This window comes from Acidovorax sp. BoFeN1, assembly GCF_003345135.1.
Classification (GTDB): domain Bacteria; phylum Pseudomonadota; class Gammaproteobacteria; order Burkholderiales; family Burkholderiaceae_C; genus Acidovorax; species Acidovorax defluvii.
Genome location: NZ_QOZT01000002.1, coordinates 44,139 through 69,497 on the forward strand (window position 1 = coordinate 44,139; position 25,359 = coordinate 69,497).

At 62.3% G+C, this 25,359-nt stretch carries 21 protein-coding genes; 9 read left to right on the forward strand and 12 right to left on the reverse strand.

Going from position 1 to position 25,359, the window contains the following annotated elements:
* Nucleotides 1-125 precede the first annotated feature (125 nt).
* The 7 genes from DTW89_RS00700 to DTW89_RS00730 form a co-directional block, all read right to left on the reverse strand.
* Nucleotides 126-737, reverse strand: coding sequence for a methylated-DNA--[protein]-cysteine S-methyltransferase (locus DTW89_RS00700; RefSeq protein ID WP_114654512.1), 612 nt, complete (start codon nt 735-737; stop codon nt 126-128).
* A 94-nt stretch (nt 738-831) separates the two neighbouring features.
* Entirely contained in the window at nt 832-1,737 is a 906-nt protein-coding gene (locus DTW89_RS00705) for an SDR family oxidoreductase (protein ID WP_024815304.1), read from the reverse strand.
* A gap of 154 nt (nt 1,738-1,891) precedes the next feature.
* The gene (locus DTW89_RS00710; protein ID WP_114654513.1) at nt 1,892-2,827 is read right to left on the reverse strand and encodes a glutathione S-transferase family protein; all 936 of its coding nucleotides are present in this window, start codon (nt 2,825-2,827) and stop codon (nt 1,892-1,894) included.
* Between the two features lie 65 nt (nt 2,828-2,892).
* A complete protein-coding gene (locus DTW89_RS00715; protein ID WP_035241073.1) occupies nt 2,893-3,360 on the reverse strand; it encodes a GNAT family N-acetyltransferase in 468 nt (155 codons plus the stop codon).
* A gap of 39 nt (nt 3,361-3,399) precedes the next feature.
* The gene (locus DTW89_RS00720; RefSeq protein ID WP_114654514.1) at nt 3,400-4,416 is read right to left on the reverse strand and encodes an NADP-dependent oxidoreductase; all 1,017 of its coding nucleotides are present in this window, start codon (nt 4,414-4,416) and stop codon (nt 3,400-3,402) included.
* 114 nt (nt 4,417-4,530) lie between these two features.
* The gene (locus DTW89_RS00725; RefSeq protein ID WP_024815308.1) at nt 4,531-4,956 is read right to left on the reverse strand and encodes a PaaI family thioesterase; all 426 of its coding nucleotides are present in this window, start codon (nt 4,954-4,956) and stop codon (nt 4,531-4,533) included.
* A gap of 179 nt (nt 4,957-5,135) precedes the next feature.
* Nucleotides 5,136-5,927: an SDR family oxidoreductase gene (locus DTW89_RS00730; protein WP_024815309.1), complete on the reverse strand. Its 792-nt coding sequence runs from the start codon at nt 5,925-5,927 to the stop codon at nt 5,136-5,138.
* A gap of 205 nt (nt 5,928-6,132) precedes the next feature.
* Here DTW89_RS00730 and DTW89_RS00735 point away from each other — a divergent pair, with 205 nt between their 5' ends.
* Nucleotides 6,133-6,894: a PEP-CTERM sorting domain-containing protein gene (locus tag DTW89_RS00735; protein ID WP_236636982.1), complete on the forward strand. Its 762-nt coding sequence runs from the start codon at nt 6,133-6,135 to the stop codon at nt 6,892-6,894.
* A gap of 225 nt (nt 6,895-7,119) precedes the next feature.
* Nucleotides 7,120-8,292, forward strand: coding sequence for a VanZ family protein (locus DTW89_RS00740; RefSeq protein ID WP_114654516.1), 1,173 nt, complete (start codon nt 7,120-7,122; stop codon nt 8,290-8,292).
* A gap of 12 nt (nt 8,293-8,304) precedes the next feature.
* Here the strand turns inward: DTW89_RS00740 and DTW89_RS00745 are convergent, their stop codons facing one another.
* Nucleotides 8,305-10,140 carry an acyl-CoA dehydrogenase gene (locus DTW89_RS00745; RefSeq protein WP_114654517.1) on the reverse strand — a complete coding sequence of 612 codons (1,836 nt, stop codon included), beginning with the start codon at nt 10,138-10,140 and terminating at the stop codon, nt 8,305-8,307.
* Between the two features lie 273 nt (nt 10,141-10,413).
* Between DTW89_RS00745 and DTW89_RS00750 the strand changes: the two genes are divergently transcribed.
* The 6 genes from DTW89_RS00750 to DTW89_RS00775 all read left to right on the forward strand — a co-directional run bounded on the left by DTW89_RS00750 (nt 10,414) and on the right by DTW89_RS00775 (nt 17,456).
* The gene (locus DTW89_RS00750; protein ID WP_114654518.1) at nt 10,414-11,316 is read left to right on the forward strand and encodes an alpha/beta hydrolase; all 903 of its coding nucleotides are present in this window, start codon (nt 10,414-10,416) and stop codon (nt 11,314-11,316) included.
* Nucleotides 11,317-11,444: 128 nt separating this feature from the next.
* Complete coding sequence (locus DTW89_RS00755; protein ID WP_114654519.1) at nt 11,445-13,040, forward strand: flavin-containing monooxygenase; 1,596 nt, start codon at nt 11,445-11,447, stop codon at nt 13,038-13,040.
* Between the two features lie 35 nt (nt 13,041-13,075).
* Nucleotides 13,076-13,828: a glucose 1-dehydrogenase gene (locus DTW89_RS00760; protein WP_011805342.1), complete on the forward strand. Its 753-nt coding sequence runs from the start codon at nt 13,076-13,078 to the stop codon at nt 13,826-13,828.
* A 93-nt stretch (nt 13,829-13,921) separates the two neighbouring features.
* Nucleotides 13,922-14,812 carry a transporter gene (locus DTW89_RS00765; protein ID WP_114654520.1) on the forward strand — a complete coding sequence of 297 codons (891 nt, stop codon included), beginning with the start codon at nt 13,922-13,924 and terminating at the stop codon, nt 14,810-14,812.
* Between the two features lie 138 nt (nt 14,813-14,950).
* Complete coding sequence (locus DTW89_RS00770; RefSeq protein WP_011805340.1) at nt 14,951-16,003, forward strand: alcohol dehydrogenase; 1,053 nt, start codon at nt 14,951-14,953, stop codon at nt 16,001-16,003.
* 22 nt (nt 16,004-16,025) lie between these two features.
* Nucleotides 16,026-17,456 carry an NAD-dependent succinate-semialdehyde dehydrogenase gene (locus tag DTW89_RS00775; protein WP_114654521.1) on the forward strand — a complete coding sequence of 477 codons (1,431 nt, stop codon included), beginning with the start codon at nt 16,026-16,028 and terminating at the stop codon, nt 17,454-17,456.
* A 97-nt stretch (nt 17,457-17,553) separates the two neighbouring features.
* On the opposite strand, the gene DTW89_RS00780 is transcribed toward DTW89_RS00775, so the two are convergent.
* The gene (locus DTW89_RS00780) at nt 17,554-18,600 is read right to left on the reverse strand and encodes an AraC family transcriptional regulator (protein ID WP_236636983.1); all 1,047 of its coding nucleotides are present in this window, start codon (nt 18,598-18,600) and stop codon (nt 17,554-17,556) included.
* 488 nt (nt 18,601-19,088) lie between these two features.
* Nucleotides 19,089-19,352, reverse strand: coding sequence for a hypothetical protein (locus tag DTW89_RS19215; protein WP_147277609.1), 264 nt, complete (start codon nt 19,350-19,352; stop codon nt 19,089-19,091).
* Between the two features lie 4 nt (nt 19,353-19,356).
* Here DTW89_RS19215 and DTW89_RS00785 point away from each other — a divergent pair, with 4 nt between their 5' ends.
* A complete protein-coding gene (locus tag DTW89_RS00785) occupies nt 19,357-21,780 on the forward strand; it encodes a diguanylate cyclase domain-containing protein (protein WP_161555614.1) in 2,424 nt (807 codons plus the stop codon).
* A gap of 155 nt (nt 21,781-21,935) precedes the next feature.
* On the opposite strand, the gene DTW89_RS00790 is transcribed toward DTW89_RS00785, so the two are convergent.
* The gene (locus tag DTW89_RS00790; protein ID WP_086912207.1) at nt 21,936-23,111 is read right to left on the reverse strand and encodes an acetyl-CoA C-acyltransferase; all 1,176 of its coding nucleotides are present in this window, start codon (nt 23,109-23,111) and stop codon (nt 21,936-21,938) included.
* Between the two features lie 89 nt (nt 23,112-23,200).
* Nucleotides 23,201-25,300: a 3-hydroxyacyl-CoA dehydrogenase NAD-binding domain-containing protein gene (locus DTW89_RS00795; RefSeq protein ID WP_114654523.1), complete on the reverse strand. Its 2,100-nt coding sequence runs from the start codon at nt 25,298-25,300 to the stop codon at nt 23,201-23,203.
* Nucleotides 25,301-25,359 lie beyond the last annotated feature (59 nt).

Genomic DNA, 25,359 nt, shown 5'->3' on the forward strand with positions numbered 1-25,359 from the left:
ATGCTGTCTCCGGGGCGGCGCCGTGGCATTGTCTGCGCGGCATACCGCCCAGGGCTCTGGACAACGCCGCACTGCCACCCCCAGATCAGACCGCCCGAGGCCGCGCCATCACGGGCCGTAGGGCGTCATGCAGGCCATCCCCCGCAATCAAACAGCGAGGGCGTACCACCCGGGCAAGCGCCTTCGATGCGCAACATGCGCAGCTTGGTCAGCGCGCCGCCACCGGCCGAAAAACCGCCGGGCCGGTCGCCCGCCGCCAGCACCCGGTGGCACGGCACTACGGGCGCGAACGGGTTCAGGCCCAGCGCTTGCCCCACCGATCGCGCCAGGCCCTTGCTGCCGATCTGCTGCGCCACCTCGCCATAGGTGCGTGTGCTGCCCGGCGGGATGGCGCGGGCAATGGCATACACCTGCTGGTGAAACGGCGAGATGCCGGTCATATCGAGCGGCACCTCGCGCAGATCGCGCAGCTGCCCTGAAAGCAGCGCCTGAATGCCTGCGATGGCGCTGCGCACCGCGGCGGGTGGCTCGGCCGATTCGGTGCACTGCAAAAGACCAGGGCTGCGCAACATGCGCTCCCGCGTGGCCCGCGCATCCACTTCGGGCAGCTGCACCGCCACAATGCCGCCAGGGCCCCAGGCAATGCCGCAGGTGCCGATGGCCGTGTCAAACAATGCGTGGCCATGGCCCAAAGGGGTGTCTGGCTCGGGCCAAGTGGATTCTGGACAGGCTGGCATTTGCTATTTATTTAATAGCTGTTAGCGCTTACCCCATAAGCGCTAAAGGCCATTTTTACTTGAATTTTCATCACCGGGCTGCCTGCCCATGCCCTCAATCCGCCCGGAGCGCTGCCCGCAGCTGCGCGCCCAGCTCGGGCTTGCCCGCAAACGGGTCGGTGGGGTTGCGGCCCAGCATGATGTCTTCCATGCGCGTCTGCACCGAGGCGATGGCCTTGGGGTGGCTGTAGATGTAAAACTGGCCCGCAGCGGCAGCATCAAACACCTTTTGCGCCACCTCGGCAGCCGTGACCTTGCCACTGCCCACCGCCTTGTCGCTCATGGCCTGGCCAATGAGCTGGCTCTTGGTGGGCTTGTCGGCAGGCAGGTCGCCGGGGCGGTTGCGGTGGCTCTGGCTGATGCCCGTGGGCACAAAGAAAGGGCACAGCACGCTGGCGCTGATCTGGTCGGTGACCAGCGACAGGTCCTGGTACAGCGTTTCCGACAGGCTGACCACCGCATGCTTGCTCACGTTGTAGATGCCCATGTTGGGCGCTGCCAGCAAGCCCGCCATGCTGGCGGTGTTGACGATGTGACCGCGCCAGGCGGGGTCTTTTTTGGCGGCGGCCAGCATCATGGGGGTGAACACGCGCACGCCGTGCACCACGCCCATGAGGTTCACGCCCAGCACCCATTCCCAGTCCTTCACCGAGTTTTCCCACACCAGGCCGCCCGCGCCCACACCGGCGTTGTTGAACACCAGGTGGGGTGCGCCAAAGCGCTCGAGCACGGCGGCGCCCAAAGCCTCCATCTGGGCGGCGTTCGACACGTCCACGCGCTGGGCCAGCACCTGGGCCCCGGCGGCGCGCATCTCGGCGGCGGCGGCGTCCAGCGCATCCTGCTGCACGTCCACCAGTACCAGGTTCATGCCCAGGCGGGCGCCAATGCGTGCGCATTCGAGGCCAAAGCCCGAGCCCGCACCGGTGAGTACGGCGGTCTTGCCAGCAAAGTTATCGATCATGTGTGTGTCTCCTTTGGTGTGTAGATGATTCGGGGCCTTGCACTTCAAAACGGGGTGCGCCCAACCGGCGGACACCGCGCAAAGGCGGCCACGGCGCGCAGGTGCCGTCCGGCTTTTTGCGCAGTGCGCGAGAGGCGGTAGAGGCGCTGCTCAATCAAGAGGCAACCTCTTTGAGCACATAGCCGATGCGGGGAAAGTGCACATGCACCGTGCCGGCACGCGGATCGGTGCGGCGCACGGTGTAGCGCGTGCGCGTGGCGGCAATCAGCTCGCCCTCGGTGGGCTCGGTACCGAAGCTCTCGGCGGCAATGGTTACCCGGCTGCCCAAGGCGATGCCGTGCTCGTTCTGAAAAATATCGTCCACCACCGGCATGGGTTCGGCCCCTGCGGCCACGGTGATGGCATCTGCCGCACTGAATTTCTCCATGCGGCCATGCCCCAGTGCCGCCACCCGGTCCATCCACTCCAGCACGGCTGGCGTGGCCTGAAAGATGTCGGCCATCACCGGTACACACTGGCGTGTGAACCACAGGGGGTGGTAGGCGGCAAAGTCGGCCACGCAGGGCTCGGTGCCAAACGTGAAATCGTGCTCTTCCACCATGTGCGCCAGGCGCCGCAGATACGAGCGGTAGGCCGCCGTGGCATCGGGCGGGCGCAGGCGCTGCATGCCGGTGCTCATCTGGCGGCGGTCTTCCCCAAAGGCCTGGGCCGCCTCGGGCGCCACATTGGCAAAAAGTGCCTGCGCGCCGCGCGGCTGCAGGTTGTAGGCCATGGCGGCCCAGAACAGCGTGGTGTCGGCCCACTGCGCAAACACCCGCGCCACACCCTTGAGATGCGGCGGATACAGCACCGGCTCGGGGTGCTCGTGTTCGAGCACCTGGCAGATCAGGGCCGAGTCGCAATAGATGTCGGCACCGATCTGCAAAAAGGGCGTCTTGCGATAACCACCGGTGAGGGCCAGCACATCGGGCTTGGGCGCGATGCTGGGGATGATCACCGACTTCCAGGGCAACTGCTTGAAACCCAGCACCAGCCGGATTTTTTCGGAAAACGGCGATGAGGGATAGTGGTGCAGGATCAACGCAGACATGGGCTGTCTCCAGTGCAGTGGTTGAAACAGGCGGGGCCGTGCGGGGCATCAGCGCTTTGCGCTGCTCAGGGCGGGCTCCACAGCATCTCGATATGGGGAATGTCGTCTTCGAGGTACACATCGGACACCGCCACAAACCCCAGGCTGCCATAAAAGCGCTGCAGATGCGCCTGCGCGCTGATGCGCACCGCCCTGCCCGGCCACACCTGGTTGCAGCGGGCCAGCCCCTGCGCCATCAGGGCCCGGCCCGTGCCGCCACCGCGCGCCTCGGGGGCCGTGACCACACGGCCGATGGAGGGCTCGGGGTAGTTCACCCCCGGGTCTACCACGCGCAGGCAGGCCTTCAGTGCGCCCGCGCTGTCGTAGCCCAGCAGATGCCACGCGTGCTTGTCGGCGCCATCGGGGTCCTGGTAAGGGCCCTGCTCCAGGATGAACACCTTGCAGCGCAAGGCCAGCGCATCGTGCAACGCGTGCACACCCAGGTCGTCGAAACGGGCCCAGGTCCAGTGCAACGCAGGGGGCAGGTCGGGCATTTTGCGCTCAGCCTCTCAGGTCAAAAATATCAACGTGGATCAGATGAGTTTGACGAGTTGCTTGCCAAAGTTCTTGCCCTTGAGCAGGCCCAAAAAGGCCTCGGGCGCGGCGGCAATGCCCTGGGCAATGGTTTCACGCGGGCGCAGCTTGCCCGTGCCCACCAGGGTGCCCAGCTCTTTCAGGGCATCGGGCCACACTTCCATGTGCTCGCTGACGATGAAGCCTTCGATCTTCATGCGGTTGATGAGGATCAGCGCCGGGTTGGCCATGGGCAAGGGCGCGCCATCGTAGCCAGCGATCATGCCGCACAGGGCCACGCGGCTGAAAGCGTTCATGCGCAGCATCACGGCATCCATGATCCAGCCGCCCACGTTCTCGAAATAGCCGTCGATGCCGTTGGGGCAGGCTTCCTTCAAGGCCTTGGACATGGCCCGCACGTCGCTGTGTTCCTTGTAGTCAATGCACACGTCAAAGCCCAGCTCTTCAACCGCGTACTTGCACTTCTCGGCACCACCGGCAATGCCCACGGCGCGGCAGCCGCGCGCCTTGGCCAGGGCCGCAAACGCGCTGCCCACAGCGCCGGTGGCGGCGCTCACCACCACGGTGTCACCTTCCTTGGGCGCAATGATTTTCACCAGGCCATACCAGGCCGTCACGCCGGGCATACCCACGGCGCCCAGGTAGTGCGACAGCGGCACATGCGTGGTGTCCACCTTGCGCAGCGCACCCACGGCATTGCCATCGACCACGCTGTATTCCTGCCAGCCGCCCATGCCCACCACCTTGTCGCCCACGGCGAACTTGGGGTTGCGGCTCTCGGCCACCTCGCCCACGGTGCCGCCGATCATCACCTCGCCCAGCGGCTGGCTGGCCGCATAGCTCTTGCTCTCGTTCATGCGGCCGCGCATGTAGGGGTCGAGGCTGAGGAAGTGGTGGCGCACCAGCACTTCGCCATCCTTGAGCGCGGGGGTATCCGTGGCAATCAGCTTGAAGTTGCTGGCCACGGCTTCACCCTGGGGGCGGTTGTCGAGAACGATTTGTTGATTGCTTGGCATGAGAGCCTCCTTTTTACTACTATTTTGATAGCTACCAGCGCTTTACCATAAAGCGCTAGAGCCCGTTTTGATTCAAAAAACTGGTGCCGGCACAGCGCTGCGCCTCGGCACGCCTCAATCGGTTGAAATGGCCCGCGGCCCCGCTGCGGCGTCGGCAGGCTGGCGCCGCACATACTTGAACGTGCCCGTGGCGTGGCTGCAAATGCGGCCTTCGGCGTCATACACCGTGCCTTCGGCAAAAGCCATGCTGGCGGTGCGGTGGATCAACCGCCCCTTGGCCACCAGCGGCCCACGCGCGGGCTGCATGAAACTGGTCTTCATCTCGATGGTGACCACGCCGAATTCGGGCGTGTCACTGCGCGCTGCCGTGGCCAGGGTCACATCCAGCAAGGTCATTGATGCACCGCCGTGGGTTACGTCAAACGAATTCAGGTGCTCTGGGCGTGCCTCGTAATGCAGCTCCGACTCGCCCCCCGCCATGCGGTGCAGCGTGAAACCAAGATGGCTGACAAAGGGGATTTCGGCACCAAAATTCAACACAGGCAACTCCAGGGTTTACAAAAAGGCAGCAAGCATAGTCTTGCAAGGCTGATGTGGCCATATTGGGGGGCGACAGGGGCGGTTGGCCAGCATGGCGGCAACCTGCAGGACGGCAGCGTCCGGGCCATTCGGGCAGCCCGGCACACAACGGGCCGCCCCAAAAGCGGCGCCCTGCACGCTCATCCGCCCGTGACCACGCTCACGCCACCATCCACCGCAAGCCACTGGCCCGTGATGTGCTTGCCCGCATCCGAGGCATACAGGGCGCACAGACCCTTGAGGTCTTCGTCGTCGCCCAGCCGGCCCAGCGGGGCGTGGGCAGCCAGTGCCTCTTCGCCCATGGCCTTGAGGGTGCCCAGCGTCATCTTGCTGGGAAAGAACCCCGGGCAGATGGCATTGACGCGGATGTTGTACTTGCCCCATTCGGCGGCCAGCGCACGCGTGAAATTGATGACTGCGCCCTTGGAGGTGTTGTAGGCAATGGTGTTCATGCCAATCGGGTTGCCGCCCAGGCCCGCGATGGACGCCACATTGATGATACTGCCGCTGCGCCGCGCGATCATGGTGTGTTTGGCAATGTGCTGGCTCAGGATGAAGTAGCCACGCACATTGAGGTTCATCACCTTGTCCCAGGCCTCTAGGGGGTGGTCTTCGGCGGGCGCTCCCCAGGTGGCGCCGGCATTGTTGACCAGAATATCCACATGGCCCATGCGCTCCAGCGTTTCATCGGCCAGGCGCCGGATGTCGGCTTCTTGCGAGCAATCGGCGGCAATCCAGCGCGCATCAATGCCGGCAGCCTGCAGGTCGGCCGTGGCTTCTTCCAGATCAGACGCCTTGCGCGAGCTCAGCATGATCCGGGCACCGGCCTCGCCCAGCGCATGCGCCAGCTGCAGGCCCAGCCCGCGCGAGCCACCGGTGACAAGGGCCGTCTTGCCCGTGAGGTCAAACAATTGCTGGATGGTGCGGGTCATGTCGTTGTCTCCTGAATTGAATGGGGTCGCTGCCAGCAACCGGTCTGGCACTGCGTCGCGATGCATTGTGCGTTGACGTAGCGGCGTGGTCTGTCGCCTGCGCGATTGGAAGACACGGATGAGAAGCTCGGCGTAATCACCCGATTGACCTGTCGAATTTATTTACAACCGAGACGTTACTGGCGGCTGAAAAGACAGCAAACCATTGATTCATAAAGATTTTTTTTATTGGCACAAAGCGTGCTTTGTAACAGTGGCTTCAGAAAACCATCCAGGAGAACCCACCATGTCGATGACAAAAAAACTCACTATCGCAGGCATCCTGTCGGGTGCCTGCCTTGCTGTGCACGCTGCGCCCGTAACGTATCTGGCTGCAGACAACAACGTGACCACGCTCGCGCAAATGGTGAACTCGACCGCAGCCGCGGCATCGTTCCTTTCGGTGGCTGGGGCCCTGAACACCGTGGATTTCGAATCCCCCCTGCCTGCCAACCTCACCATCACCGGCGGCACGACCAACACCGGAACCCCCGGATGTGGCGCCGTGTGCGGATTCAATACCACTGCGGGTGGCGCACTCTTTCGGACCGTAAGTGGCGGCTCGGTCACTTTTTCCTTCGTCAACGCAGTGGATGCTTTCGGCTTTTTCGTGAACGGCCTGCAGACCAATCTGGTTCCGCAGCAAACCATCACGTACGTGGATGGTTCCTCGGTCACACAGACCATCAACATGCCCTCGGCGATCAACGGTGGCGGCGCTTTCATTGGTTTCATTGACTACGGTCAGCTGATCTCCAGCGTGACTTTCAATGCGACAAACGACATTCTTGGGTTTGACGACCTGCGCTTCGGCCGCTCGGCCAACAACCCTGAAGATCCCAACAATGTGCCCGAGCCCGGCTCGCTTGCACTGCTCGGAATAGCGCTCGCAGGGCTTGCATCGATTCGCCGCCGCCAACAGCGCTGATCGATTGCCTGAGCGCCCGGCGCGCGAGACATCGTCGGGCGCGCGCACCCGTGGCAGGCCGTCAACAATTCTCGGCAGCCATCAGGGCAAAAATAGCGTGCAACCCCCATCCAGCAAGCGTTGACAGCTATATTTTTCAAAGCATCCGAGTCGAGTGCGGCCAGAGCAAGGCCCACTGCAGGGTGTTGTATGGTGTGATCCCGGATTCAGAGACCCGAGGCGCCCATGAAATCTGTCGATGATCGCTCGCGAGGCCTCCCGGTCGCGCTGGCGCTGGTTGTATTGCTCGTTGCGTATGGCTCGCTGTTTCCCTTCCAGTGGAACTTCAATGCGCCACAGGCGTTCATCTGGAGCGGCCGCATCGGTCTGGTGGACCTGATCGAAAACATCGCGTTGTTTGTGCCCCTGGGTGGGCTGCTGGGCTGGGCTGGGCAGGGGCGTCCGCGCAAGTGGGTGTTTTTTGCCGCTTGGCTGGTGGCGGCGATAGTGTTGGCCAGCGCGCTGCAATGGTTGCAAAAATTCCTGCCCCGCACCCCTGCACTTTCAGATGTCATCTTCAACATGGCGGGCTATGCCTTGGGCTGGGGCGCCGGGTTTGCCGCACGGTGGCGTGTGGGTCACTTGCTGAACCGGCACCAGGGTTGGGCCGATGCCGACCAGTTCACGCTGGTGCTGATCGCGCTGTGGTGGGTGGCAGAGCTGTATCCGCTGATTCCCACGCTGGACGTTTCCTCGGTGGCGCAGAACGTCAAGTCGCTGTGGCAGCAAGACCTGTGGCAGCCGCGGCGCATGCTGCTGCATGTGGGCATAGCGGTGATTGGCTTGTCTGCCATTGCGCACCTGGCCCGCACCGCCCATCTGGCGCACCGCACACACACGTTGGCCCTGCTGGCCACACTGGCGGTGCTGGCAGGCAAATTCGTGGTCGTGGGTCAGTCGCCGGGCATGGCGGTGGTGCTGGGCATTGGGGGCGGCTGGTTGCTGTGGCGCTGGCTGGATACGTGGGCGCTGGGGGCACGCTGGGCGGCCACCGCATGGGTGGCCTTGGCCACCTACCTGCTCGACGCGATCTGGCCCTGGGCGTGGCGCACGCCGCCGGCCGACATGGAATGGATGCCGTTTGCTTCCACGCTCTCGACCTGGGTGCAGTCTGCAATCACCGCGCGGGCGTTTGAATGCCTGTGCTTTGGCGCCATCCTCTGGAGCACGGTGCGCAACGGCGCCTTGCTGGTGGGCATGACCATCTGCACGGCGGTGCTTGCACTGGCGTGCGAATGGACGCAGCGCTATCTGCCCACCCGCACCGCTGAAATCACCTCGGTGCTGCTGGCCATCGGCATGGGCTGGCTCCTGTCGGTATGCACGACAGCGCGCAGACCACGCAACGTTGGTATGTGAGCTGTCAGCAGCCTAAAACGCCGCTTCGCTGAGCGCGGCGCAGGTGGTATCGCGGCTGTTCACCACATTCAGCCAGGCGCCAATTTTTGGCAGCTCATAATGATAGAAATAGCGTGCAGCGCCCATTCGACCTGCGCTAGCAGCTATTGAAAGCGTAGCATCTGCACGCAGCGTGGCCAGCGCCACATCCAGCCACACCCAGGCCAGCACGGTGTGGCCAAAGGCCTGCATGTAGGGCACGGCATTGGCCAGTGCCTCAGCCGGGTTGCCGGTGGCCCAGGCGGCCTGCGTGGCAGCGCCCACCTGCTGCAAGGCATCGCCCAGCTGCGCCGCAGAGGCTGCCAATTCAGGCACGGCGACAGCCTGCGCCATGGTGGCCTGCATGCGCGCGGACAGCAGCTGCATGCCCCGGCCGTTCTCCATCAGCACCTTGCGGCCCAGCAGATCGGCCGCCTGGATGCCGTGCGTGCCCTCGTGGATCATGTTCAGGCGGTTGTCGCGCCAGTACTGCTCCACCGGAAAGTCGCGCGTGTAGCCGTAGCCGCCGTGGATCTGGATGGCCAGCGAGTTGGCCTCCAGGCAGAACTCGCTGGGCCAGCTTTTGGCGATGGGGGTAAGCACTTCCAACAGCAGGCGCGCCTCGTCGGCAGCCTCGGGCACTCCAGTGTGCTGCTCGTCCACCAGGCGGGCGCAGAACAGGTTGAGCGCCAGCGCGCCCTCGCCGTAGCTCTTTTGCGCCAGCAGCATGCGCTTGACGTCGGCGTGCTCGATGATGCGCACCTGCGGTTGGCCAGCGTCCTTGCCACTCGCCCCCATCAGCCGGCCCTGCGGGCGGTTTTTGGCGTAGTCCAGGCTGGCGTAATAGCCCGCCAGGCCCAGCATGGTGGCGGCCATGCCGATGCCGATGCGCGCCTCGTTCATCATGTGGAACATGCACGCCAGGCCCTTGCCAGGCTGGCCCACAAGGTAGCCCACAGCCCCCGCCCTGCCCTTCACCGGGTATTTGCCTTCGCCAAAGTTGAGCAGCGTGTTGGTGGTGCCGCGCCAGCCCAGCTTGTGGTTCAGGCCCGCCAGCGCCACATCGTTGCGCACGCCGGTCAGCTCGCCTTCGGTATTGACGAGCTTCTTGGGCACGATGAACAGCGAAATACCGCGCGTGCCCGGCACCAGCTTGCCGTCAGGCCCCGGAATCTTGGCCAGCACGAGGTGCACGATGTTTTCCGACAGATCGTGCTCACCCGACGAAATCCACATCTTGTTGCCCGTAAGCCGGTAGCGCGGGCCCAGCGGGTCACTTTCAAACGCTTCGCCATCCGGCACAGCGCGCGTGGCCACGTCGCTCAAGCTGGAGCCCGCCTGCGGCTCGCTCAGGCACATGGTGCCCGAGAAGCGCCCCGAAAACTCGTTGAGCGCAAACACCTTCTTCTGCAGATCGGTGCCATGCACCATGAGCAGGTTGGCATTGCCCACGCTCAGCAGGCTGGAGCTGATGCTGATCGACGCCACGGCAAAAAAAGCATTGGCCGCCGCGTCCACCGTGTAGGGCAACTGCATGCCGCCCATGTCGTAATCCTGCGCGGCGCTGAGCATGCCCGAGGCAGCGTAGGCGTCATACGCATCCTTGGTGGCCTGCGGCAACGTGACGCGCTCGCCATCGAAATGCGGCTCCTGCGTGTCCACCGTGCGGTTAAACGGCGCGTACTTCTCGCGCGCGATGCGCTCGCAGGTGTCAAGCACGGCATCAAAGGTCTCGCGCGAATGGTCGGCAAAGCGCTCGCGCGCGGTGAGCGATTCGGCCTGGAGCCAGTTGTAGAGCAGGAATTCGAGGGTGGAGCGCAGGGTCGTCATGCGGCAAATTATGGGTGGGCACACCCCGTCGGACATGTCCGTTGCGCGACGCGGCGATGAGGGTGACCCAGGCCGACCGCTCCCGCACATTGCTGCGGCCACGCCCCTGCTGTGGCAATGGAATGCCATTGGGTCCGTGAATCCCGGGGGTTTACCCGTAGAACCATCCGTCACTGCGCATTTTCTACAACGCGCGTGCGCAGGACCTTCAATACGGGAGGGCACTGCCTCCGAATAATCAGCCACTGCTCACCACAACCGAAGGAGACATGCATGGGTACTTCACCCCAATCCGATTTTCTGCGCGCGCTGTACCAGTCCTGGTCGGACCGCATGGCCGCCAATCCCGCGATGACCATCGCCGACCTGCGCAGCCTGTACGACGAGTGGCATCAACCGACGCTCGAGCCCGAAGACGTGACCTACAAGTCGGAAGTGCTCGCCGGTGTGGAAGCCATCTGGGCCCTGCCCCAAGGCGCTGACGCCAAGAAGGTCATCCTGTACACGCACGGCGGTGGCTTTGCCGTGGGCTCGGCCGCCAGCCATCGCAAGCTGGCCGGTCATCTGGCAAAGCACCTGGGCGTGACTGCGGTGGTGATCGACTACCGCCGGGCCCCCGAGCATCCGTACCCGGCCCAGATTGAAGACTCGACGGCTGTCTATAAAGAACTGCTGGCGCGCGGCTTCAAGGCGGCAGACATCGTCACCAGCGGCGACTCGGCTGGCGGCAACCTGGCCATCTCCACCGTGCTGAAGCTGCGCCAGGACGGCGTGGCGCTGCCGGGCGCGGTGATTGCCTTCTCGCCCTGGCTCGACATGGAACATGTCGGCAAGACGCTGCAGACCAACGCGGCCACGGACGCCCTGGTCAGCAAGGCCGTGCTGGAGGCCATGTCGGGCATGTTCCTGGGCGAGAAGGGCTCGCGCACCGACCCGCTGGCCAATCCGCTGAAGGCCGACTACACCGGCTTTCCGCGCCTGTACATCAACGCCGGCAGTGCCGAAACCCTGCTAGACAACGCGCAGGATCTGGCGCGCATCGCCAAGGCTGCCGGCGTGAACGTCACGCTGTCGGTGGTTGACGGCATGCAGCACGTCTTCCCGTTCCTGGCGGGCCGAGCCCCCGAGGCCGACGACGAGCTGCGGCGCATTGCCCAGTGGTTCAAGCGCGCCTGAGCGCCGGTTAGCCAGGCACCCCTGGGCCAGAGGGCCTTGGGGAAGTTTTCTTCATTTCATTGCAACAACGCGGGCCACTACGTCGCCGCTGGGCGCAGCTGTGGCCGCAACACACAGAGAGATCAACCATGAAAAAAACCCAACATCTGGACGCCATCGTCATCGGTGCCGGCTTTGGCGGCATGTACATGCTGAAAAAGCTGCGCGACGAGCAGGGCCTGAAAGTGCGCGTCTTTGACAAGGCCGGCGGCGTGGGCGGCACCTGGTACTGGAACCGTTACCCCGGCGCGCTCTCCGACACCGAGAGCTTTGTCTATTGCTACTCCTGGGACAAAGAGCTGCTGCAAGAGATGCACATCACCACGCGCTATGTGACGCAGCCGCAAATTCTGTCGTACCTGGAGCATGTGGCCGACCGCCACAACCTGCGCCCCGACATCCAGCTCAACACCGGCATCACCGCCGCCCACTTCAACGAAGCCACCAACCTGTGGGAAGTGAAAACCGACACCGGCGAGGCCTACACCGCCAAATTCCTGGTGACCGCGCTGGGCCTGCTCTCGGCCACAAACGTCCCCAAGATCAAGGGGCTCGACACCTTCCAGGGCGAGTGGCTGCACACCGGCAACTGGCCCGATGATGTGCAATACGCCGGCAAGCGCGTGGGCGTGATTGGCACGGGCTCCACCGGCACCCAGGTCATTACCGCGATTGCGCCCAAGGTCGAGCACCTGACGGTATTCCAGCGCTCGCCGCAGTACAGCGTGCCGGTGGGCAATGGCCCGGTCACGCCCGAGTACGTGGCCGAAGTGAAGAAGAACTACGACGAGATCTGGGACCAGGTCATGGGCTCGGTGGTGGCCTTTGGCTTCAAGGAAAGCACCGTCTCGGCCATGAGCGTGTCGGAAGAAGAGCGCCAAGCTGTGTTCCAGAAAGCCTGGGACAACGGCGGTGGTTTCCGCTTCATGTTCGAGACCTTCTGCGACATCGCCACCGATGAGCGCGCCAACAAGGCGGCGCAAGACTTCATCCGCAGCAAGATTGCCGAAATCGTCAAGGACCCCGAGACGGCACGCAAGCTCATGCCGCAAGACCTGTACGCCAAGCGCCCGCTGTGCGACAGCGGCTACTACGCCACCTACAACCGGCCCAATGTCGATCTGGTGGATGTCAAGGCCAACCCGATTGTCGAAATCACCCCCAAGGGCGTCAAAACCACCGATGGCGTGGAGCACGAACTGGACATGCTGATTTTTGCCACTGGCTTTGACGCGGTGGATGGCAACTACACCAAGATCGACATCCGTGGCCGCAATGGCCTGACGATTCAAGAGCAGTGGAAATCAGGCCCTAGCAGCTACATGGGCGTGGCCAATGCCAACTTCCCCAACATGTTCATGGTGCTGGGCCCCAACGGCCCCTTCACCAACCTGCCACCGTCCATCGAGAGCCAGGTCGAGTGGATTGCCGCGCTGATCAAGGATGTGAACGCCAAGGACCTGAAAACCGTGGAGGCCACCACCGCCGCCGAAGCCGGCTGGACCAAGACCTGCCAGGACATCGCCAACATGACGCTGTTCCCCAAGGCCGACTCCTGGATTTTTGGCGCAAACATCCCCGGCAAAACCAACACCGTGTACTTCTACCTGGCGGGCCTGGGTGCTTACCGGCAAGAGCTGTCGGCGGTGCAAAACAAGGGTTACGAGGGTTTCGTATTCCAGTAAGCGCGCATTTTTAAAACATCAACCAAGGAGACAACATGAAACGCGTAGAAAACAAAGTGATTTTGGTAACCGGTGGTGCCATGGGCATGGGCCGCTCGCACAGCGAGCTGCTGGCAGCCCAGGGGGCCTGGGTGTTCGTGGCCGACGTGAATGCGACAGAGGGGCAAGCCACCGTGGACAGCATCCGCAAAAACGGTGGCAAGGCCGACTTTTTGGAGCTGGATGTGACGCAAGAAGCCCAATGGAACGCCGCACTGGCCCAAATCACCGAGCGCGCTGGCCGTCTGGATGTGCTGGTGAACAACGCCGGAATCCTGATCCTCAAGCCGATGCAAGACACGACCAACGAAGAGTGGGATCGCGTCTTCGACGTGAACGTGCGCGGCCTGTTCATCGGCACGCGGGCGGCAGTGCCGCTGATGCAAAAAGCCGGTGGCGGCACCATCGTCAACGTGTCGTCCATTTACGGCCTGGTTGGTGCCCCCGGTGCCAGCGCCTACGAAGCCTCCAAGGGCGCGGTGCGTTTGTTCACCAAGTCTTGCGCGGTGGATCTGGCACCGTTCAATATCCGCGTCAACTCGGTGCATCCGGGCGTGATTGAAACCCAGATGACCAAGGCGATGTTGGATGACCCAATCATTCGCCCGGCGCTGCTCGGCCCCACGCTGCTCAAGCGCCCGGCGCAGCCCATAGAGGTGTCGCAGGCGGTGCTGTTCCTGGCCTCGGACGAATCCTCGTTCGTGCATGGCGCAGAACTGGTCGTTGACGGCGGCTACACAGCCAACTGATCGTCAACCGCAACGCGCCGGACTCAAGCCGCGAGCGGGTAGTCCGGGGCGTTGCTGCGAGCACAAGAAAACACCCCATCAGGAGACAAACCAATGAAGCAATTTTTCAAGCGACTGGCATCCCTGGCCGCTGCACTGACTGCCCTGACGCAAGCCGGCACGGCCAGCGCCATCGAATTTGACGCCGGTGACTACACCCCAATGCCAGCCGGCACCACCGCGCTGTTGCTCTATGGCCAGCACACCACGCGCGACAGGCTGTACAGCCAGGGCAACCGGCAAGCGATCAATCCGCAGCTCAACTCCACCGTGGGCATCTTGCGCGCTGTGCGCTACATGGAGGTGGGCGGTCTCATCATCGATCCGCAGTTTCTGCTGCCCTTTGGCCGCCTGAATGCCAAGGACGATATCGCGGGACTGGGCTCCAAAAGCAGCGTGGGCGACCTGATCCTTGCATCCGCAATCTGGTTCACCAAACCCGGCGACAAGAACCACTTCGCCATCACGCCCTATCTATACGTCCCGACCGGCTCGTACGACCGCAACCAGTCATTGGGTCTGGGCGAAAACCGCTACAAGTTTGCGCTGCAGGCCGGCGGCATCGTCGAACTGGCGCCCGGCATCAACTGGGACTACGGGGGTGACGTCACGTTCTTTGGCAAGAACGACGACTACAACGACGGCGCAGGCGGCGCGACCACGCTGAAGCAAAAGCCCCTGTATCAGCTGCAGACCCATTTGCGCTACCAGCTCAGCCCGACGCTGGACCTGCGCGGCGGTCTGTTCCACACCTTCGGTGGCGAGACCAAGGTGGGCGGCGTGGACCAGAGCAACCGCCAGTCCACCACCAAGTTCAACGTGGGCACCGCGTGGTTCATGCAGCCCGACCTGCAGTTGATTGCCACCTATGGCCGCGACATCCATGTGCGCGAAGGTTTCAAGGCCAACAACCAGGTCAACCTGCGCCTGCTGAAGCTGTATTGATCGCGCAGGCGGCCGCCGGGCACCTGCGGCCGCCTGAAATGGGATGGCTCAGTTATGGCAAGTTGTCATCAGGCAATGGCCGCTTCGATGTAGCGCCTGCCATTTTTTGAAATCCAGATAATCAAGGAAACACACACCATGCGCTGTTATTGCGTGATGCACCATTCAAAGCCGCTTGAACTCGTCGAGCGTGAGACTCCGCAGCCCGTGGGAACCGAGGTGCTCGTGCGTGTGAAGGCCGCCGGCCTTTGCCACACCGACCTGCACATCTGGGAAGGTTTTTACGACCTGGGCGGCGGCAAGCGCATGAACCTGGCAGACCGGGGCATCAAGCCGCCCCTCATCCTCAGCCACGAAATCTGTGGCGAGGTGGTGGCAGCCGGACCGGATGCCGGCGAAGTCCCGACCGGCTCCCGCTACGTCATCCACCCCTGGATCGGCTGCGGCGAATGCCCCACCTGCCTGCGCGGCGATGAAAACCTGTGCCTGAAGGGCCGCGCCCTTGGCGTGGCACGCCCCGGTGGCTTTGCCGATTACGTGATCGTTCCCCACCCGCGCTACCTGGTCAACATCGACGGTCTGGACGATGCCGAGGCGGCGCCTCTGGCCTGCGCGGGCGTGACGACCTACAGCGCCATCAAGAAACTGGGCGAAGGCATCCACCGCGAACCCGTCGTCATGATTGGTGCCGGAGGCCTGGGCCTGATGGCCATCGAGGTGCTGAAGGCCCTTGGCGGCAAAGGCGCGATCGTGGTGGACATCGACCCTGCCAAGCGCGAAGCCGCGCTGGCAGCCGGCGCGCTGGCAGTGATCGACGGCAAGGCTGCCGATGCGACCAGCCAGATCATCGCGGCGACTGAAGGCGGTGCCGGCCAGATTCTGGACCTGGTGGGCTCGTCCGCCACCGTATCGCTGGCCATGCAGAGCGCCCGGCGCGGCGGCCACATCGTCATCTGCGGGCTGATGGGCGGTGATCTGACCATCTCCCTGGCGACCATCCCGCTGCGCCCGCTGTGCATCGAGGGCAGCTACGTCGGCACCCTGGCCGAACTGCGAGAGCTGGTGGAGCTGGTCAAGCGCACCGGCATGAAGTCGATTCCGGTGTCGCGCCGCCCCATGGCCCAGGTGAACCAGGCCATCGACGACCTGCACCACGGCAAGGTGATCGGGCGCGCAGTCCTGATCCCATAAGCTTCTGAAAGAACAACCCACCATGTACCCCCAACTCAGCCTCTACATCGACGGACAAATGCTGCGCGGCGAAGGCCGCCGCGAACAGGATGTCCTGAACCCGGCCAACAACCAGGTGATCGGCCAGTTGCCGCATGCCACCCAGGCCGACCTTGACATGGCACTGGCAGCGGCCCAGCGCGCGTTCGCGTCGTGGCGCAACAGCACGGCGATGCAGCGCGCGCAAGTGCTGAAAGCCGTCGCAGGATTGATCCGCGAACGTGCGCCGCAGATCGGCCGCAACCTCACCCTGGAGCAGGGCAAGCCCCTGGCCGAAGGCGTGGGCGAAGTGGCAGTCTGCGCCGAACACGCCGAGTGGCATGCGGAGGAATGCCGGCGCATTTATGGCCGCCTTATTCCGCCCCGTGATGCCAGCGTCCAGCAGACCGTGCTGCGTGAACCCATTGGCGTGTGCGTGGCGTTCTCACCCTGGAACTTCCCCTTCAGCCAGGCCTTTCGCAAGGTGGTCGCGGCCATTGGCGCCGGGTGCACGGTTATCCTCAAGGGCTCCAGCGACACACCGGCCTCGGTGCAGGCGATCGCCGAGCTCTTTCATGACGCCGGCTTGCCACCGGGCGTGCTGAACGTGGTGTCCGGCGATTCCGGGATGATCTCGGACTACCTGATCCGCTCGCCCATCGTGCGCAAGATTTCCTTCACGGGCTCCACGCCCGTCGGGCAGCAGCTGGCTGCGCTGGCCGGTGCGAACATGAAGCGCAGCACCATGGAGCTTGGCGGCCACGCGCCCGTGATCGTTTGTGACGATGCGGACATCGACCGGGCAGCAGACGTGCTGTCTGGCTTCAAGTTCCGCAACGCGGGACAGGTGTGCATTTCCCCCACGCGCTTTTATGTGCAGGACGGTGTGTACGACCGTTTCGTCGAACGATTCGCGCAGCGGGCGCAGGCCCTGGCGGTCGGTGACGGGCTGGTTGAAACCAACCGCATGGGGCCGCTGGCGCAACCGCGCCGCGTTGCCGCCATGGAGGGCTTCGTGGAAGACGCCCGCCAGCGCGGCGCCAAGATCGTGGCGGGCGGCCATCGGCTGCAAGGCGACGGCAACTTCTTCGCCCCCACGGTGCTGGCTGACTTGCCCGACGACTCGCGCTTCATGACCGAGGAGCCCTTCGGCCCGATGGCCGGCATGGTGCGATTCAAGACGGTGGAAGAAGTGCTCGCGCGCGCCAACAGCCTGCCCTTCGGCCTGGCGTCGTATGCCTTCACCACGTCACTGAATAACGCGCACCAGATCTCGCGCGGGCTTGAAGCGGGCATGGTGTCCATCAACCACATCGGGCTGGCGCTGGCCGAGACACCGTTCGGTGGCATCAAGGAAAGTGGCTATGGCAGCGAGGGCGGCAGCGAAACCTTCGACGGCTACCTGACCACCAAGTTCATTTCGCAACTTAATTGAGGCGCAAAGGCTGCCAATCCGCAAAGATTGGCAGTCTCAAGGAAACACAGGCCACCGTCGCCCGCCACCATCGTGGCGTCGACTGCCTGCTCGCCCATCAGGCCGGACAGTCGATGCTGTGGTCGGGCTCGAGTGGTGCCACCGCGTTCACCGTGCTGCGGTACTCCACGGGCGTTTGCTTGAACGCCCGCTTGAAGTGCCGCACCAGGTGACTCTGGTCGGAGAAGCCGCAGTCCACGGCAATGCACTTCAGTGGCACAGACACCGGACGGCCGAGGAGTCGCCGGGCACGCTCCAGGCGCTGACGCAAAACGTAGGCGTGGGGTGCGCAGCCGAACTCTGCGTGGAACTTGCGGATCAGCCCGGAGACACTGACGCCCGCCTCGCGGGCCATCTCGTCGAGCTTGAGGTTGCGATCCAGGTTGTCCTCGACATACTGGACAATGCGCCGCCGTTGCCACTCGGCCATGCGACCGGCCAGCGGCACCTCGCGCACGCCGGCCTTGGCATAGCGGCGAAGCAGATGAACGCAAAGCTGGTTCAAAAGGGCCGACCGGTAGAGACCTCCGCCGAGCCCGCCGCTTTCCAGCTCGGACTCGAAAGCGGACACGAGGCCGGGAAGGACACCGTCCTCGGCACGGACGCAGTCTTCCATGCCCACATCGCTGATGGTTCGTTCGAAGACGTCCTCCGCGACACGGCACAGCTCGGAATGAGCCAGGTAGAGGTGGGTGACGTCGATCGGGCGGTCCCACTTCCACTGCGACGACTCGCCGCGGGTCAGCAGAGAACACACGCCCCGCCCGACCCGCTCGCTGCGCCAAGGGCCACCTGCGCGCCGGCTCATGACCGCGTCATCGCACTTGTAACGCACGAGCATGTAGTCGCGCATGGAAGGAATTTCAACGTCAAGGGACGTGTACTGATAGCCCTTGAGCGTCACCTGATCCCAACCGACCGGCACGCTGTCAAGCGTCAGCTGGCCGGGTATCCAGCGGGGAATTTCATCAGGCGCAACAAGTTGACTCACAAACAGCAACTCCGGTAGGCCCATATTCAGGCCAAAAAATTGATTGTCATCAAAGCAGCCGGCGCCTACACCGGGGTTAACCCCATTGGCGGACTGCGCTCTGAGAACCAGCAAGATTGGACGCGGCCTCCATGCGGTCGAGCGGCGCGCACCCCTGGCATCTCCTCTGCGCGACACGGCGCGACGAAGCTGCGTTGTCAACTTGAAGCCGCCCGCTGGCAGGCCGTTCCGCCCCCGACTGTGGAAGGCTGGTAAGAAAGGTCTGCTGCAGCAACCGACCCCACATCAATTTTGGATTTTTTGCACTTTGACGCGGACGGAAAAAGCGCTACCAGCGATCGCCATTGCAGCAAATCGCGGCGGCCAGGACGGAAGTGCGGATGTGACTGGCTTGAATCGCCCCATAACCATCGTTGAAGGCTTGCCGCCCCGATTGGCGGCCGGCAGAGGAAGCCGACACTGGCAAGCCGCAGCCCTGTGGCAGGCCAACACGCTGCCACTCACCCTCCGTGAGAGAGCCACACGTCTGCATGCCGGACATTGGCAACTACATTGATCATCATCAAGACGGCAAATCTATAAAATGGAAAAAAATGTAACATTTAGCTGCTCACAGACGCAATGAGCACCGTCTTTATTTCAGTTTTATGACCAAGCGTGGCCTTCCATTTTTTACCAATCAAGGCTCCGCCGATTGGACTGAAAAAATAAAAGCGAATATGTCCAGCCAGTGGCCGATCCAGGTCAGGGCCGGTGTGTTGCTCGCCCTCATATCCCTTGGCTTGATCGGCAACTACTTTAAGTATCCGATATTTCTCAATATCGATTTTCTTTTCGGCAGCGTCTTCGCGATGCTTGCTTTGCAATTATTTGGACTGGGCAGCGGTGTTGCGGTGGGTGCCATTGCTGCTGTGGTCACCTACTTTCTCTGGAATCACCCCCTATGCCATCGTCATTATGACCATAGAAGTGGTCGCGGTGGGCTTGCTGATGGGGCGCAAGAACATCGGGATGGTACTGGCCGATGCCATTTATTGGCTCGTCATTGGGATGCCACTCGTTTACGTGTTCTATCACGGCGTGATGGATGCTTCAGTGGGCAGCACCACCATTACCATGACCAAGCAGGCTGTGAATGGAGTGGCCAACACGCTGCTGGCACGACTTCTCTACTCTGGATACGCGTTGGGTACAGGTTCGGCAAAGATCGCTTATCGCGACCTCATATACAACCTTTTGTCTTTTTTCGCGCTGTACCCGGCATTGATTCTGTTGATGGTTTCAAGCCATGACGAATTTAAAAAGACTGATCTCCAGATTCGCAACGATCTTGTCCACGAGACCCAATTGGTGCGCCATCGCATTGATGTCTGGTCGCACAATCGGATCAATGAAATCAGCCATCTTGCCGCACTGGCAACGACGCTCACTCCGGCACAAATGCAACCCAGGCTGGTGCAATCGCACCGGTCTGACATCAATTTTTTGCGCGTCGGACTTTTGGACAGCACCTCCACCACAACCGCATATTCACCGCAGGTTGACGAACTGGGTCGGAGCAACATTGGCAAGAACTTCGCTGACAGACCTTTTATTCCACGCCTGAAAGAGTCCCTCAAACCCATGTTATCAGAGGTCGTCTTGGGGCAGATCGGTGTACCAAAGCCGATTGTTGCTGTGCTCGCACCTGTCGTGAAGGCGAATGAGTTCAACGGACATGTCGCAGGCGTTCTGAGTCTCAATGAAATAGAGCAATTTCTGGAAAAGAATGCCCAGAGCAAGACGATGCTTTACACATTGCTGGACACCAACGGCAATGTGATCCTCACGAACCACAAAGATCAGCAGGTCATGCAACCATTTGCACGCAGCAACGGCAGCCTGCATCGACTCGACGACACCATTTCTCAATGGGCGCCCAAACTGCCGCCCAATACACCCAGTTCAGAACGATGGAAAGCATCTTCCTATCTTGTGGATAGCCCGATAGGTGGACTGTCAGAGTGGCGATTGATATTGGAGCAACCCGTCGCGCCCTTTCAAAAAATGCTTTACGCGCGCTACACCAGCGTATTGGCACTGCTGTTCATTTTGCTGTTTACCTCCCTGGTTCTGGCGGAGTTCCTCAGTCGAATTGCGGTTGCGAGAGTGGAGCAACTAACGCTGTTTACCAAGTCGTTGCCAGAGGAACTGAGCAAGGGAGCCGAACATGTTTGGCCGCAGAGCAACGTGACCGAGCACCACCAGCTTATTGAACGCTTCAAGGACATGGCGGCATCGCTCTCTCGGCAATTCAGTGCCAACAAGGAATTGACAACATCACTGGAGAATCGCGTAGCAGAGAGAACGGAAAAATTGATTGCCAGCGAAGAAAAGTTCCGGCTGCTCGTCAATAACAGTCACGACATCATCTATACGCTGAATGAGGATGGTATTTTTACTTTCGTTTCGCCTGCGTGGACCAGCCTTTTGGGCCATCCGCTGGAAGAAGTCGCGGGTCATTCCATCTCGAAGTTCGTTCACCCCGAAGATCTTTCGATTTGCACAGCCGCACTGAGTGGGTTGTTTTCCACGGGACAATTGCAGACCAATATTGAATACAGGGTTCGCCACGCCGACAAAAGCTGGCGCTGGCACATCTCCAGTGCTGTGCCGATCAAAGACGAGGCTGGCATGGTCATTGGTGCCGAGGGCATCGCAAAAGACATTACGGTGCAAAAGGAGCTGGAAGACGCAGTCAGGCAACTGGCTTTCCACGACGCATTAACCAATTTGCCCAACCGTCGCCTTCTGACTGACCGCCTTGGTCAGGTCATGGCGGCCAGCAGGCGCACGACGTCCTATGCGGCACTCATGTTTCTTGACCTGGACAACTTCAAGACACTCAATGACACGCATGGTCACGATGTGGGCGATCTATTGCTGATGGAGGTTGCCAAAAGACTGACGGACTCGGTCCGCGAGATGGACACTGTTGCGCGGTTTGGTGGCGATGAATTCGTCGTTTTATTGGGCGATCTTGGCGATACGGAACCTGATGCCAAGGCAGGGGTTGTTGCTGAAAAGATTCGCACAACTTTGGCCCAACCCTTTCTGTTGACCGTCGGACAAACGGCGGCAACCCACAAGGTGGTAAAGCACTATTGCTCCGCCAGCATTGGAGTGGTTGTATTCATGAACCATGACCTGAGCCAGGAAGAGGTGCTGAAGCGGGCGGATGACGCGATGTACCAGGCAAAAGAAGCGGGACGAAATTCAATACGGTTTCACAAGGGCTCGCCTGCAAGAGCGTGACCGCAAACGGAATCGAATGACAGGAGTTGGCAGCGGCGGCAGCCTCCTCCAACGCCCGCCAAACAGGCGCCAGCAACTACCAGAACCGAAGCAAAAGCCCCGCGCAAACCGTTCGGCTTGCGCGGGGCGCATGCGTTTCAACCCGTCGTCAGCGCTTACAGCACTTCAAACACGCCGGCAGCACCCATGCCGCCGCCGATGCACATGGTCACGCAGACGCGCTTGGCACCACGGCGCTTGCCTTCGATGAGCGCATGGCCCGTGAGGCGCTGGCCCGATACACCGTAAGGGTGGCCGACAGCGATGGCGCCGCCGTTCACGTTCAGGCGGTCTGCCGGAATGCCCAGCTTGTCGCGGCAATACAGCACCTGCACGGCAAAGGCTTCATTCAGCTCCCACAGGTCGATGTCCTGCACCGTGAGGCCCAGTTTTTTGAGCACCTTGGGCACGGCATACACAGGGCCGATGCCCATTTCGTCAGGCTCGCAGCCGGCCACGGCGAAGCCAAGGAAACGGCCCAGGGGCTTGAGGCCCTTTTTGCTGGCGTAGTCTTCGCTGGTCAGTACGCAGGCGCCGGCGCCATCGCTGAACTGGCTGGCGTTGCCGGCCGAGATCAGGCCGCCCGGCAGCGCCGAGCGCAGGCCGCTGATGGCCTCCACGGTGGTGCCTTCGCGCGTGCCTTCGTCGCGGCTCACGGTGACTTGCCTGGTGGTCAGGCCCATGACCTTGTCTACCACGCCAGCCGTCACGGTGATGGGGGCGATTTCAGCGTCGAACAAGCCAGCCGCCTGGGCGGCGCAGGCCTTTTGCTGGCTGGCGGCGCCATATTCGTCCATGGCTTCGCGGCCGATGTGATAGCGCTTGGCCACCTGCTCTGCGGTCTGCAGCATGCTCCAGTAGATCTCGGGCTTGGCCTTGGCCAAAGCCAGGTCTTGCAACATGTGGGTGTTCATTTCCTGCTGTACGCAGGAGATGCTTTCAACGCCGCCCGCCACGAAAACATCGGCCTCGCCCGCAATGATGCGCTGCGCGGCCATGGCGATGGTCTGCAGGCCCGACGAGCAAAAACGGTTGACGGTGACGCCCGACACGGTGATGGGCAGGCCGGCACGCAGGGCGATCTGCCGCGCGATGTTGGCGCCGGTGGCGCCTTCGGGCGTGGCGCAGCCCATGAGCACGTCGTCGATGTCAGCCGGGTCAACGCCGGCGCGCTGCACGGCGTGCTGCACGGCATGGCCGCCCAGCGTGGCGCCATGGGTCATGTTGAAGGAACCCTTCCAGCTTTTGGCAAGCGGGGTGCGGGCGGTGGAAACAATCACTGCGGAGGTCATGGAAAATCCTTTCAGGGTTGGAGCGCACCTGTGGCGGCCTGGCTATATGCAAGCAGGGCTCGCGCACATGCGGTGCGGCTTCGCATCAATCAGTTGAACGCCTTGCCTTCGGCAGCGAGCCTGGCCAGCAGCGGCGCGGGCTTCCAGAACGCGGCATCGTCCAGCGGGTTCCTGGCAAAGCGGTTCATGGCCTGCACCACGTTGAACAGGCCGACCTCGTTGGCGTAATTCAGCGGGCCACCGCGGTACACCGGGAAGCCGTAGCCAAAGATGTAGACCACGTCGATGTCGCTGGCCTTGTTGGCAATGCCTTCTTCGAGGATGTAGGCGGCTTCGTTGACCAGGCTGAACACCAGGCGCTGGACAATTTCCTCATCCGAAATCTTGCGCGGCGTGATGCCCAGCGAGGCGCGGTGGTCTTCGATCATCTTGACCACTTCAGCATTCGGAATGGCGTCGCGCTTGCCGGGCACATAGTCGTACCAGCCCGCGCCGGTCTTCTGGCCGAAGCGACCTTTTTCGCACAGCAGGTCAGCCGTCTTGCTGTACTTCATGTCGGGTTTTTCGGTGTAGCGGCGCTTGCGGATGGCCCAGCCGATGTCGTTTCCGGCCAGGTCGCCCATGCGGAACGGGCCCATGGCCATGCCGAATTTCTCCATCGCCTTGTCCACCTGCTCGGGCGTGCAACCTTCGTCGAGCAGGAAACCGCCCTGGCGGCCGTATTGCTCGATCATGCGGTTGCCGATGAAGCCGTCGCACACGCCGGACACCACGGCGGTTTTCTTGATCTTCTTGGCAATAGCCATCACGGTGGCGAGCACGTCCTTGGCGGTGGCATCGCCGCGCACCACTTCGAGCAGCTTCATCACGTTGGCGGGGCTGAAGAAGTGCAGGCCCACCACGTCCTGCGGACGCTTGGTGAAATGGGCAATCTTGTTCACGTCCAGCGTGGAGGTGTTGGAGGCCAGGATGGCGCCGGGCTTCATCACGCGGTCGAGCTCCTTGAACACGGCTTCCTTGACGCCGATTTCTTCAAACACGGCCTCGATCACGAGGTCGGCGTCCTTGAGGTCGTCGTAGCTCAGCGTGGTGCTCAGCAGGGCCATGCGCTGCTCGTATTTATCCTGCTTGAGCTTGCCCTTCTTGACCTGGGCTTCGTAGTTCTTTTGGATGGTGGCGATGCCACGGTCCAACGCCTCCTGCTTCATCTCCAGCATCTTCACGGGAATGCCGGCGTTCAGGAAGTTCATGGCAATGCCGCCGCCCATGGTGCCGGCGCCGATCACGGCCACGGCCTTGATATCGCGCTTGGGGGTATCCGAAGGCACATCAGGGATCTTGCTCGCAGCGCGCTCGGCCAGGAACAGGTGCCGCAGCGAGCGCGACTCGGGCGTCCACATCAGGTTGATGAACAGCTCACGCTCGAACAGCAGGCCATCGGCAAATTTGCGCTTGGTGGCAGCCTCGACGGCGTCCACGCACTTGGCGGGTGCAGGAAAGTTCTTGCTCATGCCCTTGACCATGTTGCGCGCGAACTGGAAGTACGCGTCGCCCTGGGGGTGCTTGCAAGGGAGGTTGCGTACCAGCGGCAGCGGGCGCACATCGGCCACGCTTTGTGCAAAGGCCAAGGCCTCGGCGGCCAGCACCTCAGGGGAGGCCACCAGCTTGTCGAACAGCTTCTGGCCCGGCAGCATGCCGATCATTTCGCTCTTGATGGCTTCGCCGCTGACGATCATGTTCAAAGCCGCTTCCACGCCCAGCACGCGGGGCAGGCGCTGCGTGCCGCCAGCGCCAGGCAGGATGCCCAGCTTGACTTCGGGCAGTGCAACGCTGCAACCGGGAGCAGCCACGCGGTAGTGGCAGCCCAGGGCCAGCTCAAGCCCACCGCCCATGCAGACCGAGTGAATTGCGGCCACCACGGGCTTGGGCGAATTCTCTACCGCAGCAATCACGGAGTGCAGGTTGGGCTCTTGCAGGGATTTGTCGGTGCCAAACTCCTTGATGTCGGCGCCACCAGAAAACGCACCACCCGCGCCGGTGATGACGATGGACGTCACCGCAGCATCGTCATTGGCACGGTTCAGACCGTCCACAATGCCCTGACGGGTGGACAGGCCGAGGCCATTGACGGGAGGATTGGCCAGGGTGATCACGGCAACGGGGCCGTGGACTTTGTATTCAGCGGTCATGCTGTTGTTCCTTGGAAATTAGAAAAAGAACGGTCGTGCGATTTTTATTGTAGAGAGTT